The 13,872-nt window shown below is 56.1% G+C and carries 29 protein-coding genes; all 29 read right to left on the minus strand.

Translation table 11 applies throughout. From position 1 onward, the window contains the following. Positions 1 to 9: 9 nt before the first annotated feature. The gene (gene rpsD / locus J8E65_RS10875; RefSeq protein WP_210375821.1) at positions 10 to 612 is read right to left on the minus strand and encodes a 30S ribosomal protein S4; all 603 of its coding nucleotides are present in this window, start codon (positions 610 to 612) and stop codon (positions 10 to 12) included. A gap of 94 nt (positions 613 to 706) precedes the next feature. Next, complete coding sequence (gene rpsK, locus J8E65_RS10880) at positions 707 to 1,099, minus strand: 30S ribosomal protein S11 (protein WP_210375823.1); 393 nt, start codon at positions 1,097 to 1,099, stop codon at positions 707 to 709. A 15-nt stretch (positions 1,100 to 1,114) separates the two neighbouring features. Continuing rightward, positions 1,115 to 1,495 (minus strand): 30S ribosomal protein S13, encoded by a 381-nt coding sequence (gene rpsM / locus J8E65_RS10885; protein WP_210375824.1) that lies wholly within the window; start codon positions 1,493 to 1,495, stop codon positions 1,115 to 1,117. 19 nt (positions 1,496 to 1,514) lie between these two features. Beyond that, positions 1,515 to 1,631, minus strand: coding sequence for a type B 50S ribosomal protein L36 (gene ykgO / locus J8E65_RS10890; protein ID WP_072716288.1), 117 nt, complete (start codon positions 1,629 to 1,631; stop codon positions 1,515 to 1,517). Between the two features lie 66 nt (positions 1,632 to 1,697). Further along, positions 1,698 to 1,916 carry a translation initiation factor IF-1 gene (gene infA, locus J8E65_RS10895; protein ID WP_210375825.1) on the minus strand — a complete coding sequence of 73 codons (219 nt, stop codon included), beginning with the start codon at positions 1,914 to 1,916 and terminating at the stop codon, positions 1,698 to 1,700. Further along, positions 1,882 to 2,724 (minus strand): type I methionyl aminopeptidase, encoded by an 843-nt coding sequence (gene map, locus J8E65_RS10900; protein WP_210375826.1) that lies wholly within the window; start codon positions 2,722 to 2,724, stop codon positions 1,882 to 1,884. The genes infA and map overlap by 35 nt, the downstream gene beginning before the upstream one ends. Before the next feature lie 13 nt (positions 2,725 to 2,737). Further along, a complete protein-coding gene (gene secY, locus J8E65_RS10905; RefSeq protein WP_210375827.1) occupies positions 2,738 to 4,054 on the minus strand; it encodes a preprotein translocase subunit SecY in 1,317 nt (438 codons plus the stop codon). Positions 4,055 to 4,065: 11 nt separating this feature from the next. Further along, positions 4,066 to 4,527 (minus strand): 50S ribosomal protein L15, encoded by a 462-nt coding sequence (gene rplO / locus J8E65_RS10910; RefSeq protein WP_210375831.1) that lies wholly within the window; start codon positions 4,525 to 4,527, stop codon positions 4,066 to 4,068. A 22-nt stretch (positions 4,528 to 4,549) separates the two neighbouring features. Continuing rightward, the gene (gene rpmD / locus J8E65_RS10915) at positions 4,550 to 4,741 is read right to left on the minus strand and encodes a 50S ribosomal protein L30 (RefSeq protein ID WP_210375833.1); all 192 of its coding nucleotides are present in this window, start codon (positions 4,739 to 4,741) and stop codon (positions 4,550 to 4,552) included. 4 nt (positions 4,742 to 4,745) lie between these two features. Next, positions 4,746 to 5,285, minus strand: a complete 540-nt coding sequence (rpsE, locus tag J8E65_RS10920) for a 30S ribosomal protein S5 (protein ID WP_237181940.1) — start codon at positions 5,283 to 5,285, stop codon at positions 4,746 to 4,748. Positions 5,286 to 5,309: 24 nt separating this feature from the next. Next, entirely contained in the window at positions 5,310 to 5,669 is a 360-nt protein-coding gene (gene rplR, locus J8E65_RS10925; RefSeq protein ID WP_210375835.1) for a 50S ribosomal protein L18, read from the minus strand. A 50-nt stretch (positions 5,670 to 5,719) separates the two neighbouring features. Next, a complete protein-coding gene (gene rplF, locus J8E65_RS10930) occupies positions 5,720 to 6,274 on the minus strand; it encodes a 50S ribosomal protein L6 (protein WP_210375837.1) in 555 nt (184 codons plus the stop codon). Positions 6,275 to 6,330: 56 nt separating this feature from the next. Next, positions 6,331 to 6,732, minus strand: coding sequence for a 30S ribosomal protein S8 (rpsH, locus tag J8E65_RS10935; RefSeq protein WP_210375840.1), 402 nt, complete (start codon positions 6,730 to 6,732; stop codon positions 6,331 to 6,333). 20 nt (positions 6,733 to 6,752) lie between these two features. Further along, entirely contained in the window at positions 6,753 to 7,022 is a 270-nt protein-coding gene (gene rpsN / locus J8E65_RS10940; protein ID WP_210375841.1) for a 30S ribosomal protein S14, read from the minus strand. Positions 7,023 to 7,029: 7 nt separating this feature from the next. After that, positions 7,030 to 7,605 (minus strand): 50S ribosomal protein L5, encoded by a 576-nt coding sequence (gene rplE, locus J8E65_RS10945; RefSeq protein ID WP_210375843.1) that lies wholly within the window; start codon positions 7,603 to 7,605, stop codon positions 7,030 to 7,032. A 14-nt stretch (positions 7,606 to 7,619) separates the two neighbouring features. After that, positions 7,620 to 7,976 carry a 50S ribosomal protein L24 gene (gene rplX / locus J8E65_RS10950; RefSeq protein WP_272491921.1) on the minus strand — a complete coding sequence of 119 codons (357 nt, stop codon included), beginning with the start codon at positions 7,974 to 7,976 and terminating at the stop codon, positions 7,620 to 7,622. A 27-nt stretch (positions 7,977 to 8,003) separates the two neighbouring features. Continuing rightward, complete coding sequence (rplN, locus tag J8E65_RS10955) at positions 8,004 to 8,372, minus strand: 50S ribosomal protein L14 (protein ID WP_210375847.1); 369 nt, start codon at positions 8,370 to 8,372, stop codon at positions 8,004 to 8,006. Between the two features lie 34 nt (positions 8,373 to 8,406). Beyond that, positions 8,407 to 8,691, minus strand: coding sequence for a 30S ribosomal protein S17 (gene rpsQ, locus J8E65_RS10960; protein ID WP_210375850.1), 285 nt, complete (start codon positions 8,689 to 8,691; stop codon positions 8,407 to 8,409). Between the two features lie 16 nt (positions 8,692 to 8,707). Further along, positions 8,708 to 8,917, minus strand: coding sequence for a 50S ribosomal protein L29 (gene rpmC / locus J8E65_RS10965; RefSeq protein WP_210375851.1), 210 nt, complete (start codon positions 8,915 to 8,917; stop codon positions 8,708 to 8,710). Positions 8,918 to 8,938: 21 nt separating this feature from the next. Next, entirely contained in the window at positions 8,939 to 9,376 is a 438-nt protein-coding gene (rplP, locus tag J8E65_RS10970) for a 50S ribosomal protein L16 (RefSeq protein WP_210375853.1), read from the minus strand. A gap of 18 nt (positions 9,377 to 9,394) precedes the next feature. After that, entirely contained in the window at positions 9,395 to 10,147 is a 753-nt protein-coding gene (rpsC, locus tag J8E65_RS10975) for a 30S ribosomal protein S3 (protein WP_210375855.1), read from the minus strand. A gap of 14 nt (positions 10,148 to 10,161) precedes the next feature. Continuing rightward, the gene (gene rplV, locus J8E65_RS10980) at positions 10,162 to 10,542 is read right to left on the minus strand and encodes a 50S ribosomal protein L22 (RefSeq protein WP_210375857.1); all 381 of its coding nucleotides are present in this window, start codon (positions 10,540 to 10,542) and stop codon (positions 10,162 to 10,164) included. A 15-nt stretch (positions 10,543 to 10,557) separates the two neighbouring features. Then, positions 10,558 to 10,842 carry a 30S ribosomal protein S19 gene (gene rpsS / locus J8E65_RS10985; protein WP_210375858.1) on the minus strand — a complete coding sequence of 95 codons (285 nt, stop codon included), beginning with the start codon at positions 10,840 to 10,842 and terminating at the stop codon, positions 10,558 to 10,560. 43 nt (positions 10,843 to 10,885) lie between these two features. Next, a complete protein-coding gene (gene rplB, locus J8E65_RS10990) occupies positions 10,886 to 11,716 on the minus strand; it encodes a 50S ribosomal protein L2 (RefSeq protein ID WP_210375860.1) in 831 nt (276 codons plus the stop codon). 25 nt (positions 11,717 to 11,741) lie between these two features. Then, positions 11,742 to 12,041, minus strand: coding sequence for a 50S ribosomal protein L23 (rplW, locus tag J8E65_RS10995; RefSeq protein WP_210375863.1), 300 nt, complete (start codon positions 12,039 to 12,041; stop codon positions 11,742 to 11,744). Between the two features lie 21 nt (positions 12,042 to 12,062). Continuing rightward, positions 12,063 to 12,710 carry a 50S ribosomal protein L4 gene (gene rplD / locus J8E65_RS11000; RefSeq protein ID WP_210375869.1) on the minus strand — a complete coding sequence of 216 codons (648 nt, stop codon included), beginning with the start codon at positions 12,708 to 12,710 and terminating at the stop codon, positions 12,063 to 12,065. A 26-nt stretch (positions 12,711 to 12,736) separates the two neighbouring features. Next, positions 12,737 to 13,369: a 50S ribosomal protein L3 gene (gene rplC, locus J8E65_RS11005; RefSeq protein WP_210375871.1), complete on the minus strand. Its 633-nt coding sequence runs from the start codon at positions 13,367 to 13,369 to the stop codon at positions 12,737 to 12,739. Between the two features lie 51 nt (positions 13,370 to 13,420). After that, the gene (gene rpsJ, locus J8E65_RS11010) at positions 13,421 to 13,726 is read right to left on the minus strand and encodes a 30S ribosomal protein S10 (RefSeq protein WP_210375873.1); all 306 of its coding nucleotides are present in this window, start codon (positions 13,724 to 13,726) and stop codon (positions 13,421 to 13,423) included. 69 nt (positions 13,727 to 13,795) lie between these two features. After that, positions 13,796 to 13,872 (minus strand): EF-Tu C-terminal domain-related protein (locus tag J8E65_RS12620; protein WP_210374899.1); only part of this gene is annotated, 77 nt, incomplete at its 5' end.

Here is a 13,872-nt window from a genome sequence, read left to right on the forward strand (position 1 = left end):
TTTCGTCGACTACTTGGAGTAGAGCTCGACGATTAGATGTTCACGAATGTTTTCAGGTATGTCTTCCCGGTTGGGGTAGTCCAGAAACTTCCCCTGCATTTCCTTACGATCGATCTCAAGCCAAGGGAAGTTCCGGCGCAAACGCCTAAGGTTTTCTTGAATCACGGCGAGTTGCCGGCTCTTGGGACGCACAGCCACCACATCGCCCGGCCGAAGCTGGTAGGAAGGCACATTCACCACTTGGCCATTAACCAGAATGTGGCGATGCACGACAAGCTGTCGCGCCTGGCGGCGCGTCCGGGCAAATCCCATGCGGTAGACCGTATTGTCCAGACGCGCTTCCAGCATTTTGAGCAGCGTTTCGCCTGTAACGCCCTTTTTGCGCGTCGCCTTTTCAAAAAGGTTGCGGAATTGCCGCTCCAGCAGGCCGTAAATATGTTTGACCTTTTGCTTTTCTTTTAGCTGGACGGCATACTCGCTGTCCTTAGTGCGCCGGGTGCGCCCATGTTGTCCCGGGGGATATGGCTTACGCTCTAAGGCTTTACTAGGCCCAAAGATTGGCTCGCCAAAACGGCGGGCCACTTTCTGTTTGGGACCGCGATAACGGGCCATAGGTGTTCAGGTCTCGTTTGTCAGGTTAATGGATGAAGGACAAACGCACGTGCAACGCCTGTTGCGTTGCCGTGACCGGACTTATGCCCAAGTCTTACACACGGCGACGTTTGGGCGGCCGGCAGCCGTTGTGCGGCACAGGGGTAACATCACGGATCGTGAGCAACTCCAACCCTGCTGCGGCAAGCGCACGAATCGCCGACTCCCGGCCAGAACCAGGGCCTTTAACAAACACATCCACACGCCGCAGGCCCAAATCGTAGGCTTCCTTAGCGGCAGAAGTTGCGGCCATCTGGGCGGCAAACGGTGTGCCTTTGCGACTCCCCTTAAAACCTTCTTTACCGCCACTGGACCAGGCAATGGTGTTGCCGTATTGATCCGTGATCGTGACAATCGTATTGTTAAACGTCGACTGAATGTGCGCCTGCCCGTTCTGTTCAACAATGACGTTTTTCTTACGCGTCGATGTTCGCTGTTTTTTGGCCATGGCTGTGCTACGGGATTACTTCTTCGGAGCCTTCTTCTTCCCGGCCACGGTTTTGCGCGGCCCTTTCCGTGTGCGGGCATTGGTGCGCGTGCGCTGCCCACGCACAGGCAACCCCAACCGATGTCGAATGCCGCGGTAGCAGCCGATATCCATCAGCCGCTTAATGTTCATCTGCACTTCGGCTCGAAGCTGCCCTTCGACGACATATTCCTGTTCAATCAAACGCCGAATCTCCCGCGTCTGCTCTTCCGTCCAATCTTTGGGACGTGTGTTGGGATCTACCCCTACGCGGCCGAGAATCTCTCGCGCCCGCGCTTTTCCGATCCCGTAGATCGCCGTCAGCGCAATTTCTCCCCGTTTATGCAGGGGAATGTCAACACCTGCGATACGTGGCATACGTTCTACTCGGTTAAGCTCACCCTTGCCGTTGCTTATGGCGCGGGTTTTTCTTGTTGATCACATAAATCCGTCCCTTACGCCGCACAATCTTGTCGTCGGCACTACGCTTTTTTACGCTGGCACGTACTTTCATGGCAGTAACAAGGCTTAAAAGCAAGGCTGCATAAACGCCGAAGTAGCAGCCTAGGTTCGTGAACGTTTATTTATAACGGTATATAATGCGCCCTCGGGTTAGATCGTAGGGCGAAAGTTCAACCTTCACGCGATCTCCAGGCAAAATTTTGATATAATGCATGCGCATTTTGCCTGAAAGCACGCCCAGAATTTCGTGGCCGTTATCTAGGCGCACCCGAAACTGGGCATTGGGCAGTGCTTCAAGAACTTCACCGTCCTGTGTAATGGCTTTCTGTTTCGCCATGTAGGGAGGGTTGCAGGTTATAGGGAGCTTCAACGACGTCTTCGATATAGGCGAAGGTCGTTAACACCTCAGGTTTACCAGCACGTACAACGATCATGTGTTCGTAATGGGCCGAAGGCTGGCCATCAGCTGTGTAAACCGTCCATCCGTCTTCGCCAACACGCACCTCATACGTCCCCCGATTCACCATAGGTTCCAGGCACAAGGTCATCCCCACACGAAGCCGACGACCGGTGCCTGGACGCCCTACGTTAGGCACTTGGGGATCTTCGTGTAGGTTACGGCCAATGCCATGACCCACCAAGGCACGTACCACACCGTAGCCCGCGGCCTCACAGTGCCGCTGAATAGCATGGCTGATGTCGCCTACACGCTGTCCCGCTACCGCTTGCGCAATCCCTTTGTACAACGCCTCATAGGTAACGCGACAAAGGCGGATGTTCTCTGCGTCCAGCTCCCCTACCCCAAACGTATAGGCACTATCGCCATAGTACCCTCGATAGCGCACGCCACAATCGACCGATACCAAGTCACCTGGCTTTAAACGGTAATCGCCGGGAATGCCATGCACTACCTGATCGTTCACCGACACGCACAACGTGGCTGGATAGACCAACCGGCCTACCCGATAGCCCTTAAATGCAGGTTCTGCTCCCTGGGTGCGAATAAAATCTTCGGCGATCGCGTCCAGCTCTGCGGTTGTAACCCCTGGCCGGATGTAGCGCGCTACTGCGGCCAGCGTTCGCCCCACCAAATCGGCGCAGGCACGAAGGATATCAATTTCTTTTTCGGTTTTGATATGAATCATCGACCTGACCTTCTCAGAAGCGCCGCCCGCGCACACGCGTCCCTTTCATAAAGCCTTCGTAGTGCCGCATAAGCAGGTGACTTTCAACCTGCTGCAGCGTGTCGAGCATCACCCCTACAATGATCAGCAGGCTGGTTCCCCCGAAAAAGTGCGCAAAACCAGCTGTCACGCCTGCACGCATGGCAAACGCTGGAATAATCGCCACAATACCCAAGAAAATCGCCCCTGGCAGCGTGATCCGCGTCAGAATCGTATCAATAAACTCGCTTGTTTGCTTCCCTGGACGAATCCCTGGAATGAAGCCCCCTTGCCGCTTGAGCGTATCGGCCATCTCGCGAGGATTGACCGCAATGGCTGTGTAAAAGTAGGTAAAAAACACCACCAGCACAAAAAACAGTGCGGAATAGCCCCAACCTGAAACGTCCGAGAAAAAGCCGCCAAACTGCTGCATAAAGGCGCTTCCTGGGAAAAACGTAGCAATCGTAGCTGGCACAAACATAATCGACTGGGCGAAGATGATCGGCATCACCCCAGCCGCATTCACGCGCAATGGCAAGTACTGCGTCGTGCCCCCATAAACGCGCCGCCCAACCACACGCTTGGCGTACTGCACCGGAATCCGACGCGTTCCTTGCGTTACCAGCACAACACCCGCCGTAATCACCACAAAAACTGCAAACTCCAGCAGCAAAATAAATAGGTTGTCCTTCAGCGTAAACTCATTGTAAACGGCCTGGGGAAAGAAAGCTAAAATGCCCACCATGATGATGAGCGAGATGCCATTGCCAATCCCACTTTCGGTGATGCGTTCGCCCAACCACATGACAAAGACGGTCCCGGCCGTTAGCACAATGACTGCAATCAGCATGAAGAAGCCGGGGCTAACGACGATGGCCTGACCTGTTGCGCCATAGCGTAGGTTGATCGCGTAGCCTACTGCCTGAAGCGCGGTAATGCCTACCGTAAGGTAGCGTGTAAGCTGAGTGATCTTGCGCCGGCCTTCTTCCCCCTCGCGCTGGAGCTTTTGAAAATAGGGCACCACCGCTCCCATAAGCTGAATAATAATGGAAGCCGTAATGTAGGGCATAATGCCCAAAGCAAAAATGCCCGCCTGGGAAAAGGCCCCGCCCACAAAGAGGTCGATCAGCCCAAACAGGTTATTGGTGCCCGCCTGGCGGTTAACCTCAGCTAGAATATGGGCATCCACGCCCGGCAGCGTAACATACGTCCCCAGCCGATAGACAACCAGCAGTCCGAGGGTGTAGAGCACCCGCTGCCGCAGCTCTTCAATTTTCCAAATGTTGCGAATGCTTTCTGTGAAGCCCGCCATGATGCATCGTTTCAGGCGATTTCCGTAACCGTACCACCGGCAGCCTCGATTTTAGCGCGTGCTGAAGCGCTAAAGGCATGTGCCGTAATGTGCAGCGCGCTGGACAGCTCTCCCTCACCCAGAATCTTGATCCGGTCTCGCTTTCGGGCTAGACCAGCAGCCACCAGGGTCTCAGGGGTAATCGGGGCCGTTGCCGACAGGCGGCCTGAGGCAAGCCAGCGATTCAGGTCGGCCAGGTTAATAATCCGATATTCCGTGTGAAACGGATTTCGGAAGCCGCGTTTCGGCACACGCCGAATGAGGGGCATCTGGCCACCTTCAAAGTAGGCAGGGATCTGCTGACCACTGCGGGCTTTTTGCCCCTTAGTCCCGCGCGTGGAGCTATGCCCACCGTAGCCTGAACCTACACCCCGTCCTAACCGCTTCCGCTCGCGAACGGCACCTTTGGCTGGTTTTAGACGACTTAGATCCATGGTTGCTTTCTGGTTTACAGACTTAAGCCGCTTCTACTTCTTCCACGCGCACCAGGTGACGCACTTTTTCGATCATGCCACGGATCTGGGGGGTATCCTGATGCACCACCACGTGTCCGATGCGGCGCAAGCCCAACGCTTCAAGCGTGCGGCGCTGCCGCTTAGGATAATCAATGATGCTGCGCACCTGGGTGATTTTAAGTTGCTTTGCCATAAGCTCACCCTTCGAAGACTTTCTGCAGCGGCACGCTCCGACGCTGCGCTACTTCTGCAGGATCTTCAAGCTGCTCGAGCGCATGCACCGTAGCCGCTACAAGGTTGTAAGGATTCGTTGAGCCTAAGGCCTTGCAGAGCACATCCTTAATGCCGGCGCATTCCAGCACAGCACGCGCTCCGCTGCCTGCGATGACGCCTGTACCTGGCGATGCAGGCTTCAGGAATACCCGTGCAGCATCCTGGCGTCCAATCACGGAATGCGGAATGGTGCCGCGCCGGAGGGGTACGCGAATCACATTCTTTTTGGCATCTTCTGTTGCTTTGGCAATTGCATCGGCCACCTCATTGGCCTTGCCTACGCCGGCACCAACCAACCCATTGCCATCCCCCACCACGACCACAGCGCTAAAGGAAAAACGCCGGCCGCCCTGCACTACCTTAGCCACACGCTTGACCGACACCAAGCGTTCGATCCATTGCTGCTGTTCTTCGGCAACCCGCTGACGCTGCCGGCGCCGATTTGCATGCTTTCGCTGTGCCATAGCATCCTATCGATTAAAAAGCACTCAAAACTGAAGTCCGCCTTCTCGGGCACCTTCGGCCAGCGCTTTCACCCGCCCGTGATACTTGTAGGCATTGCGGTCGAAGACCACCTGCGTGACCTTCGCTGCCAGTGCCCGCTGCGCGAGGCGTCGTCCTACCTCCCGACTGATTTCCATGCGCGTGCCTTGCGGCATATCTTTCTCCAAGCTGGAGGCTGCGGCTAAAGTATGCCCGCGCGTGTCGTCGATGACCTGCGCGTAAATATGTTTGTTGGAACGAAAAACGCAAAGTCGCGGACGCTCGGGCGTACCCCGAATTTTTTTCTTCAATCCCCGCTTGACGCGGGCACGACGTTGCTTTTTGTGTTCTAACTCGTTGATCATAGTTTATAGGTGTTTTGCCGGAAGATTGCCGACCTTCCGGTCGCTTTGGTTTACCGTCCTGCCGTCTTTCCGGCCTTACGACGAATGTATTCGCCCACGTAGCGAATGCCTTTGCCTTTGTAGGGCTCTGGCGGCCGCAGCGAGCGGATTTTAGCCGCCACTTCTCCCACCAGTTGCTTGTCGATGCCTTCGACAATCACAATGGGATTGCTACCGCGCTCCGTTCGCACCGAAAGCGTAATGCCCTCCGGCGGCAAGAAATAAATAGGATGCGAGTAGCCCAGGACCAGCTCAAGCAAGTTACCCGACATGGACGCGCGAAAGCCAATACCCACAACCTCGAGTTCTTTGCGATAGCCCTGGCTTACCCCTACAACCATGTTCTGGATCAAGGCTCGGTACAGACCATGAAGGGCACGATGCCGCTTCTGATCGGTAGCCCGCGTGACGTGTACCGTTTGGTCAGAGACTGTCACCGTAATGTCTGGGTCTACTTGAAGCGTTAGGGTACCCTTAGGCCCCTTGACCGTGACTACGTTGTTCCGGCCCACTTCAACCTGGACCCCCTTGGGCAGCTTGACGGGCAGTTTGCCTATCCGAGACATCGCTTGCTTGGTTTAGCTTCTTTTGGGGCTGTAGACAACCGCCCCAGGTTGCATTTTTAAAACACGTAGGCCAGCACCTCCCCGCCAATGCGGAGCTTACGCGCCTCCTTGTCGGTCATCACGCCTTGAGAGGTCGAGATGATGGCCACACCCAGCCCGTTTCGCACCCGTGGAAGCTCGTCGGCGCCCACATAGTGACGACGTCCGGGCTTAGAGACACGCTGCAGCTCCCGAATGGCCGGGTTGCCATGGCGATCGTACTTCAGGTAAATCCGCAGCAGCCCCTGCTTGCCATCATCGATATCCAGGTAGCTGCGCACGTAGCCTTTGTCTACCAAAATCTGCGTGATGGCCCGCTTAAGCTTCGAAGCGGGCACGTCGACGTAAGGGTGACGCGCCAATTGGGCGTTGCGCAGGCGCGTTAGGTAATCGGCAATAGAATCCGTAATTGCACTCATGACCTATAGGCTTAACAAGGTTACCAGCTGGCCTTACGGACACCAGGGATTTTGCCCTCCAGCGCCATTTCACGAAACACGATACGCGAAACGCCAAACTGGCGCAGATAGCCGCGCGCACGGCCCGTCAGCGGGCAGCGGTTACGCAACCGCACCGGACTGGCATTGCGGGGCAACTTCTGCAACCCGATCCAGTCCCCTGCTTCTTTAAGCTGACGTCGCTTTTCAGCGTATTTTTCGACCAACTCGCGGCGCTTCTTCTCACGCGCCATCCAGCTTTTCTTGGCCATAACAGTTTCAGGCTGCTTTTGCTTGCGGTTCTTCACGACGGACGAAAGGCATGCCCAGCAGCTTAAGCAGCGCATAGGCTTCTTCGTCCGTCTTCGCCGTCGTCACAAACGTGATGTCAAAACCGCTAATGCGGTCAACTTTATCGACGTCGATTTCGGGAAAGATGATTTGTTCGGCAATGCCAAGGGTATAATTGCCGCGGCCGTCAAAGCTGCGGTCCGAAACGCCCCGAAAGTCACGCGTGCGTGGCAAAGCCAGCGTGACCAGGCGATCAAAAAACTCATACATCCGATCGCCACGGAGCGTAACCGAAACACCCACCGGCATGCCTTTACGGATTTTAAAGTTGGAGATGCTTTTGCGCGCCCGACGTACCACCGGATGCTGCCCAGTAATCAGGCGAATCTCTGCAATCGCATCATCCAGAAGCTTTTTGTTCTGGGCAGCTTCACCCACGCCTTTGTTGACGCAGATTTTTACCAGGCGCGGCACCTCCATCACGTTGCGGTACCCGAACTGTTGCATCAGTGCGGGTACGACTTCTTCGCGATAGCGTTGCTTAAGTCGCGGAATGTAAGTCATGGCTCTTGGGGTTCTCAGCGGTCCAGCTCTTCGCCGGTCGTTTTTGCATAACGCACCCAGCGCCCGCGACCGGTTTGGGGGTCTACAATCCACTTACGGCCCACCCGCGTGGGACGCCCATTGCTGTCGAGCGGCATCACGTTCGACACGTGGATGGGCATCTCCTGCTCAATACGCCCTCCTTGAGGATACTTGGGATTCGGGCGTACGTGCCGGATGCGCAAATTGACGCCTTCAACAATCACCCGCTGCTGCTTTGGGAAAACGCGCAGAATGCGGCCTTCCTTGCCTTTGTCATTTCCGGCAATTACCCGCACCAGATCGCCGCGTTTTACGTGCAGCTTGGGCTGTTTATTTTTCGTGCGTGGCATAGCGTAACAACACGGTTTGATGCGGCACTAGACGACCTCTGGTGCCAACGATACAATCCGCATGAACTGCTTGTCGCGCAGCTCACGGGCAACGGGCCCAAAGATACGGGTGCCAATCGGCTCATCCTGGTTATTGATTAAAACCGCCGCATTATCATCAAAGCGAATGTAGGTACCGTCCGGTCGGCGTAATTCTTTTTTTGTCCGAACCACAACGGCTTTTACCACATCGCCTTTTTTGACACTACCGCCCGGAATGGCCGACTTGACAGAGACCACAATTTTGTCTCCTACGCGGGCGTAGCGTTTGTGGCTACCGCCCAGCACGCGAATGCACAGTACCTCTTTAGCACCGCTGTTGTCGGCCACCACCAGTCTGCTTTCCTGCTGAATCATGGCTTTTAGCAGATCAAAACGGTTTTGCGCTCATTTATTTGGCCCGTTCGATGATTTCCACAAGGCGCCAACGCTTGTGTTTCGAAAGCGGCCGCGTCTCCATAATGCGGACGATGTCGCCTTCATTGGCCTCGTTGTGCTCATCGTGGGCCATGAGTTTTGTTGTGCGCTTAATGAACTTACCGTAGAGCGGATGCTTAATTTGGCGCTCAATCGCTACCGTGATCGTCTTGTTCATTTTGTTGCTGACGACCACGCCGATCCGCTCCTTTCGGTGTCCACGCGCTTTAGAGGCATTTGGCGTCTGTTGGGTGCCCATAGCTGCTTGCTACTCCTCAAACGGTTTGCTGCGCAGAAGCCCGGCGTTTTTCGTTGTAGATCGTCTTGAGCCGGGCAATGAGCCGACGTTTGTTGCGGAGCAGCATAGGGTTTTCCAACTGGGCTACCGCATGCTGAAAGCGCAGCTGCCGCAGCGCGTCTTCTTCTTCTCGAATGCGCTGGGCCAGTTCATTAAGGCTCATCGCCCGGATTTCTTTCACCTTCATAGCGTCCCGCGCGTAGGTTAATTAATGTTCTGCCGCAGCCGTTGCCACGTAGTCAGTCCGCATGACAAACTTGGTTTTGATCGGCAGCTTGTGCGCAGCCAAGCGCAACGCCTCACGGGCCAGTTCTTCAGAGACGCCGCCGATCTCAAACAAAACGCGGCCTGGTTTCACAACGGCTACCCAGTATTCTACCGAGCCTTTGCCCTTACCCATGCGGACTTCGGCCGGCTTTTTTGTAATGGGTTTGTCTGGGAAAATGCGGATGTAGACCTTGCCTGCGCGCTTGAGTTTGCGCGTGATGGCCACGCGCGCAGCCTCGATTTGACGACTAGTTATACGCGCAGGCTCTAAGGCTTTGATCCCAAAATCACCAAACTCAATTTGCGTACCGCGCGAAGCTACACCGCGAATGCGGCCTTTTTGCTGCTTGCGGTACTTGGTACGTCGGGGCATCAACATGGCGCTACCTCACAGTGCTTAGCCTTCTTCGCCGCGCTGGGCTGCCGCGGCACGACGCGTCCGGCGTTTGCGGCGCCGTTCAGGCTGTTCCAAAGGTAAAGGCTGTTGCTGGCGCTGCATCAGCGCTGTAGGCGTTAGGTCTGGCTTACCGATAATCTCGCCCAGGAAAATCCAAACCTTCACGCCGATCGTCCCGTAAATGGTGTAGGCTGTCGCCTGGGCATAGTCGATGTTGGCCCGAAGCGTATGCAGCGGCACGCGGCCCTCTAGATATTGCTCAGTACGACTCATTTCCGCCCCACCCAAACGGCCCGAAACCTTGATGCGAATGCCTTGTGCGCCCATCCGCATAGCCGCTGTCATCGCCTGCTTCATCGCCCGGCGGAAGGAAACCCGCCCCTCCAGCTGCTGTGCAATATTCTGAGCGACCAAGGCAGCATCAAGCTCTGGACGCTTGATTTCGCTAATGTTAATCTGAATTTCCTTGTTGGTTAGTTTCTGGAGCTCTTCGCGCAGCTTTTCAACTTCCTGGCCGCCGCGACCAATCACCACGCCCGGGCGGCTGGTGTGCAGCGTCAGGATAACCCGACGGGGCGTACGCTCAATCACTACCCGGCTCAGCCCCGCCCGCTTCAGGCGCGCATGCACGTAGCGCCGAATTTCTTCGTCTTCAATCAGCTTCTCGGGCAGGTCTTTCTCGGCGTACCAGTTCGAAAACCAGCCGCGAATGATCCCCAGACGAAAACCAATCGGATGTGTCTTCTGACCCATGTTGCTCCTTAGCTTTAGGCCTGACTGCTTGCCATTGGGGCTCCCGAGGCGGCTTCAGCCGTCGCAACCACAACCGTCAAGTGGCTAGTGCGCCGCCGCACCGGCATTGCCCGTCCACGCGGCGCTGGCTGATAGCGCTTAAAACGAGGCCCTTCGTCCACCCGGATCTCCCGAATCAACAGGCTCGCCTCGTCGATTCGTTCTTCAGGATTTTTTTCGATCAAGTTGTAGATCGCTGAACGGATGGTTTTTTCCACGGGACGCGCTGCCCGATGGGGAAGCTGACGCAGCAGGGCTAGCGCCTCGGCAACCCGTTTGCCACGCACCGCATTGACGACAACACGCATCTTGCGGGGTGAGCTGCGGATGTATTTGCTGATTGCTCTCGCTTCCATAGCTTGCTACTGATCTTAACGACGACCGCGCTTGTCTTTCTTGTCGCCCGCGTGGCCGCGGAAGGTTCGCGTCGGCGCAAATTCTCCTAACCGGTGGCCGACCATGTTCTCGGTGACATAGACCGGTATAAACTGCCGCCCGTTGTGCACCGCAAACGTGTGCCCAACAAACTCCGGAATAATCATCGAAGCGCGACTCCAGGTCTTAATCACCTTTTTCTGGCCGCTCCGGTTAAGCTCTTCGACTTTCCGAAGCAGCTTGTAATGTACGTAGGGTCCTTTTTTGAGCGAACGCGCCATATCCGCTTTGTCAAGTTTGCCTGCTCACGCGTTGTCGCTTCGGCTACTTAGTTGCGTTGCGACGACGCAGAATGTACTTGTTTGAAGGTTTATTGCGCTTCCGGGTCTTGTAGCCTTTGGCAGGCTGTCCCCAGGGTGAACGCGGATGGCCACCCGAGTGCCGGCCTTCACCGCCACCCATGGGGTGGTCAATCGGGTTCATGGCCACACCCCGCGTCTTAGGCCGAATACCTAACCAGCGGCTACGTCCAGCTTTCCCCAAGTCAATGTTCATGTGGTCGGGGTTGCTTGTGGTACCGATCGTAGCACGGCAGCGCACATGGATCAGCCGGATTTCGCCCGAAGGCAACCGCAGCGTGGCATAATCACCTTCACGCGCCATCACCTGGGCATAGGTCCCCGCTGAACGCGCAATCTGCGCCCCCTTGCCTGGCTTGAGCTCAATGCAATGCACGTAAGAACCTACCGGGATTTTCTCCAACGGCAGGCAGTTGCCAGGGTCAGGGGGAGCCTCAGGACCGTTCAACACAGTTTGACCCACCTTAAGCTCATTGGGCGCAATAATATAGCGTTTCTCGCCATCGGCATAGGCCAGCAAGGCAATACGCGCCGAACGGTTCGGATCGTACTCAATACTGACAACCCGGGCAGGGATACCATCTTTGTCGCGCCGAAAATCAATAATGCGGTAACGGCGCTTATGACCTCCACCCTGATGGCGTGTTGTAATGCGCCCCTGATTGTTTCGGCCTGCACGCTTTTTTAGCGGCGCCAGCAGGCTTTTCTCAGGCGTATCCTTCGTAATCTCCTCAAAGGTCGAGACCGAGTACTGCCGTTGACCTGGCGTTACCGGTTTGCGTCTACGAATCGGCATGGTCGTATTCCCGGTCCTGCTTAACTCATACGTTCTCGAAGAAATTGATCCGTGGGCTGTCGGGCGTAAGCGTTACGATCGCTTTTTTGTAGCTACTCGTCCGCCCCTCGCTGGCGCCGCGCCGCGTAAACTGCCGCCGACGCTTACCGCGCACAATCATTGTGCGCACTTCCTTGACCTTGACCCCATAGAGCGCCTCTACAGCCTTGCGGATCTCAATCTTGTTGGCGTCTTTGGCAACCACAAAGCCGTAATGCCCTTGCGCCTCCTGCTGGGAGAGCTTTTCCGTCACCAATGGCCGGATCAATATCGGGTGTTTGCTCATGGCATCTTAGACAATTAAAGCTCAGGCAGCAACCGGAATCGCGGGACGGAGCAGGCGGTGCAGCACCTCCACAGCGCCCTCTTGCAACAGTAGCACCTGCGCGTCGAGCAGCTCTCGCGTGGAGGCATTACGGGCTTCCATCACGCGAACCTTAGGCAAATTGCGGCTCGACAAGTGCAACGTAGCATCGTGCTGCACCGTCAGCAAAAGTACCTTGCGGCCACTTAAGCCGTGCGCTGCAAGTACTTCCTGAAGCCTACGCGTGCTGGGCTGCTCGAAGGTAAAGTCTTCGATAACCCGAATTGCTCCTGCACGCGCCTTATAGCTTAAGGCCGAACGCCGTGCCAGTCGCTGCACTTTACGGTTCACCTTAAGGGCATAAGAACGCGGCTGCGGGCCGTGAGCCGTACCCCCACCCCGACGAATCGGAGATTTAGCATCACCAGCGCGGGCATAGCCCGTTCCTTTCTGGCGGTAGAGCTTACGCGTGCTGTGGGCGTTTTCGGCCCGATTTTTAACCTTATGCGTTCCCTGCCGCCGGTTTGCTTCGATCCGTTTGACATCTAACCAGAGCACATGATCGTTGGGCTCAATGCCAAACACCGCTGGATCGAGCGTTACCGTGCGCTCCGTCGCGCTTCCGTCCAGTCGATATACCTGCAATTCCATAGCTGTAGCTACCTTAGGCCAGCCCGTTACTGGGCCTTTTTGTAAAGCTCCACAATACCGTTTACTGGACCAGGTACGGCGCCCTGCACAAGGATCAGGTGATGCTCTGGAAAGAGGCGCACCACCCTGAGGTTCTTCACCTTAACGCGCTTGTTGCCCATTCGGCCGGCCATGCGCCGCCCCTTAAAGACGTGGGACGGGAACGAAGACGCACCGATCGAACCTGGAGCCCGCTCTCGGTTATGCTGGCCGTGCGTGCGGGACCCTACGCCGCCAAAACCATGGCGCTTAACCACGCCCTGAAAGCCACGCCCCTTCGAAACGCCTACCACATCAATCAGCTCCCCTTCAGCGAAGAGCTGCTCTAGGCGCACTTCATCCCCCGGCTTGACGTCAAGCACAAAGTCCCGGAATTCCCGCAACACCCGTAGGGGAGGGACCCCCGCTTTGACAAAATGTCCCAAAAGGGCCTTTGTTGTATGTTTGGGCTTGCGCGTACCAAAGCCCAGTTGCACCGCATCGTATCCGTCTTTGCCCTCGGCCATCTTCACCTGCACCACAACGTTCGGCTCTGCCTGAATAATGGTGCAGGGAATACTATTGCCCGCCTGGTCAAAGACCTGCGTCATTCCGATTTTTCGTCCAAGCATTCCGCTCATGGTGCTTGTGCACACGGCTTAGCAGCAACCCCAGCATGTGCTAGAGTGCCTTTAAACTTTGATTTCTACATCGACGCCACTGGGAAGCTCAAGCTTCATCAGGGCATCGACCGTCTTGCTGCTGGTCGACAAAATGTCGATGAGCCGCTTATGCCGACGCACTTCAAACTGCTCGCGGCTCTTTTTGTCAATGTGCGGGCTCCGCAGCACTGTAATCACGGTCCGTTCGGTAGGCAGCGGGATCGGCCCACTTACCACCGCACCCGTTGCCTTGACGGTACGGATGATCTTTTCCGCACTTCGGTCGATCAGCGTGTGATCGTAAGATTTCAGTTTAATGCGAATCTGGCCAGCCATCGCGCTCCTGCATTCGGCAAATCGAAGCCTGAGCGCCGAGCGCTCAGGCTTCACGTCCATTCAGGATAGTTAGTCTAGGATTTTGGTGACGACGCCTGCGCCGACAGTACGCCCACCTTCACGAATCGCAAAACGCAAACCCTCCT

The sequence above is a fragment of the Rhodothermus bifroesti genome (assembly GCF_017908595.1).
GTDB lineage: Bacteria > Bacteroidota > Rhodothermia > Rhodothermales > Rhodothermaceae > Rhodothermus > Rhodothermus bifroesti.

What these genes read in the sequence shown, in the direction of transcription:
- rpsC (WP_210375855.1), bottom strand. Translation starts at nt 10,147, where the DNA reads ATGGGTCAGAAGACACATCCGATTGGTTTTCGTCTGGGGATCATTCGC.
- rplD (WP_210375869.1), bottom strand. Translation starts at nt 12,710, where the DNA reads ATGGAATTGCAGGTATATCGACTGGACGGAAGCGCGACGGAGCGCACG.
- rplE (WP_210375843.1), bottom strand. Translation starts at nt 7,605, where the DNA reads ATGACTTACATTCCGCGACTTAAGCAACGCTATCGCGAAGAAGTCGTA.
- rpmC (WP_210375851.1), bottom strand. Translation starts at nt 8,917, where the DNA reads ATGAAGGTGAAAGAAATCCGGGCGATGAGCCTTAATGAACTGGCCCAG.
- rplC (WP_210375871.1), bottom strand. Translation starts at nt 13,369, where the DNA reads ATGAGCGGAATGCTTGGACGAAAAATCGGAATGACGCAGGTCTTTGAC.
- rplV (WP_210375857.1), bottom strand. Translation starts at nt 10,542, where the DNA reads ATGGAAGCGAGAGCAATCAGCAAATACATCCGCAGCTCACCCCGCAAG.
- rplR (WP_210375835.1), bottom strand. Translation starts at nt 5,669, where the DNA reads ATGATCAACGAGTTAGAACACAAAAAGCAACGTCGTGCCCGCGTCAAG.
- map (WP_210375826.1), bottom strand. Translation starts at nt 2,724, where the DNA reads ATGATTCATATCAAAACCGAAAAAGAAATTGATATCCTTCGTGCCTGC.
- rpsN (WP_210375841.1), bottom strand. Translation starts at nt 7,022, where the DNA reads ATGGCCAAGAAAAGCTGGATGGCGCGTGAGAAGAAGCGCCGCGAGTTG.
- rpsH (WP_210375840.1), bottom strand. Translation starts at nt 6,732, where the DNA reads ATGAGTGCAATTACGGATTCTATTGCCGATTACCTAACGCGCCTGCGC.
- secY (WP_210375827.1), bottom strand. Translation starts at nt 4,054, where the DNA reads ATGGCGGGCTTCACAGAAAGCATTCGCAACATTTGGAAAATTGAAGAG.
- rplP (WP_210375853.1), bottom strand. Translation starts at nt 9,376, where the DNA reads ATGTTGATGCCCCGACGTACCAAGTACCGCAAGCAGCAAAAAGGCCGC.
- rpsK (WP_210375823.1), bottom strand. Translation starts at nt 1,099, where the DNA reads ATGGCCAAAAAACAGCGAACATCGACGCGTAAGAAAAACGTCATTGTT.
- rpsD (WP_210375821.1), bottom strand. Translation starts at nt 612, where the DNA reads ATGGCCCGTTATCGCGGTCCCAAACAGAAAGTGGCCCGCCGTTTTGGC.
- rplX (WP_272491921.1), bottom strand. Translation starts at nt 7,976, where the DNA reads ATGCCACGCACGAAAAATAAACAGCCCAAGCTGCACGTAAAACGCGGC.
- rplO (WP_210375831.1), bottom strand. Translation starts at nt 4,527, where the DNA reads ATGGATCTAAGTCGTCTAAAACCAGCCAAAGGTGCCGTTCGCGAGCGG.
- rpmD (WP_210375833.1), bottom strand. Translation starts at nt 4,741, where the DNA reads ATGGCAAAGCAACTTAAAATCACCCAGGTGCGCAGCATCATTGATTAT.
- rpsS (WP_210375858.1), bottom strand. Translation starts at nt 10,842, where the DNA reads ATGGCGCGTTCGCTCAAAAAAGGACCCTACGTACATTACAAGCTGCTT.
- ykgO (WP_072716288.1), bottom strand. Translation starts at nt 1,631, where the DNA reads ATGAAAGTACGTGCCAGCGTAAAAAAGCGTAGTGCCGACGACAAGATT.
- infA (WP_210375825.1), bottom strand. Translation starts at nt 1,916, where the DNA reads ATGGCGAAACAGAAAGCCATTACACAGGACGGTGAAGTTCTTGAAGCA.
- rpsE (WP_237181940.1), bottom strand. Translation starts at nt 5,285, where the DNA reads ATGGCACAGCGAAAGCATGCAAATCGGCGCCGGCAGCGTCAGCGGGTT.
- rplF (WP_210375837.1), bottom strand. Translation starts at nt 6,274, where the DNA reads ATGTCTCGGATAGGCAAACTGCCCGTCAAGCTGCCCAAGGGGGTCCAG.
- rplN (WP_210375847.1), bottom strand. Translation starts at nt 8,372, where the DNA reads ATGATTCAGCAGGAAAGCAGACTGGTGGTGGCCGACAACAGCGGTGCT.
- rplB (WP_210375860.1), bottom strand. Translation starts at nt 11,716, where the DNA reads ATGCCGATTCGTAGACGCAAACCGGTAACGCCAGGTCAACGGCAGTAC.
- rpsJ (WP_210375873.1), bottom strand. Translation starts at nt 13,726, where the DNA reads ATGGCTGGCCAGATTCGCATTAAACTGAAATCTTACGATCACACGCTG.
- rpsM (WP_210375824.1), bottom strand. Translation starts at nt 1,495, where the DNA reads ATGCCACGTATCGCAGGTGTTGACATTCCCCTGCATAAACGGGGAGAA.
- rpsQ (WP_210375850.1), bottom strand. Translation starts at nt 8,691, where the DNA reads ATGGGCACCCAACAGACGCCAAATGCCTCTAAAGCGCGTGGACACCGA.
- rplW (WP_210375863.1), bottom strand. Translation starts at nt 12,041, where the DNA reads ATGAGCAAACACCCGATATTGATCCGGCCATTGGTGACGGAAAAGCTC.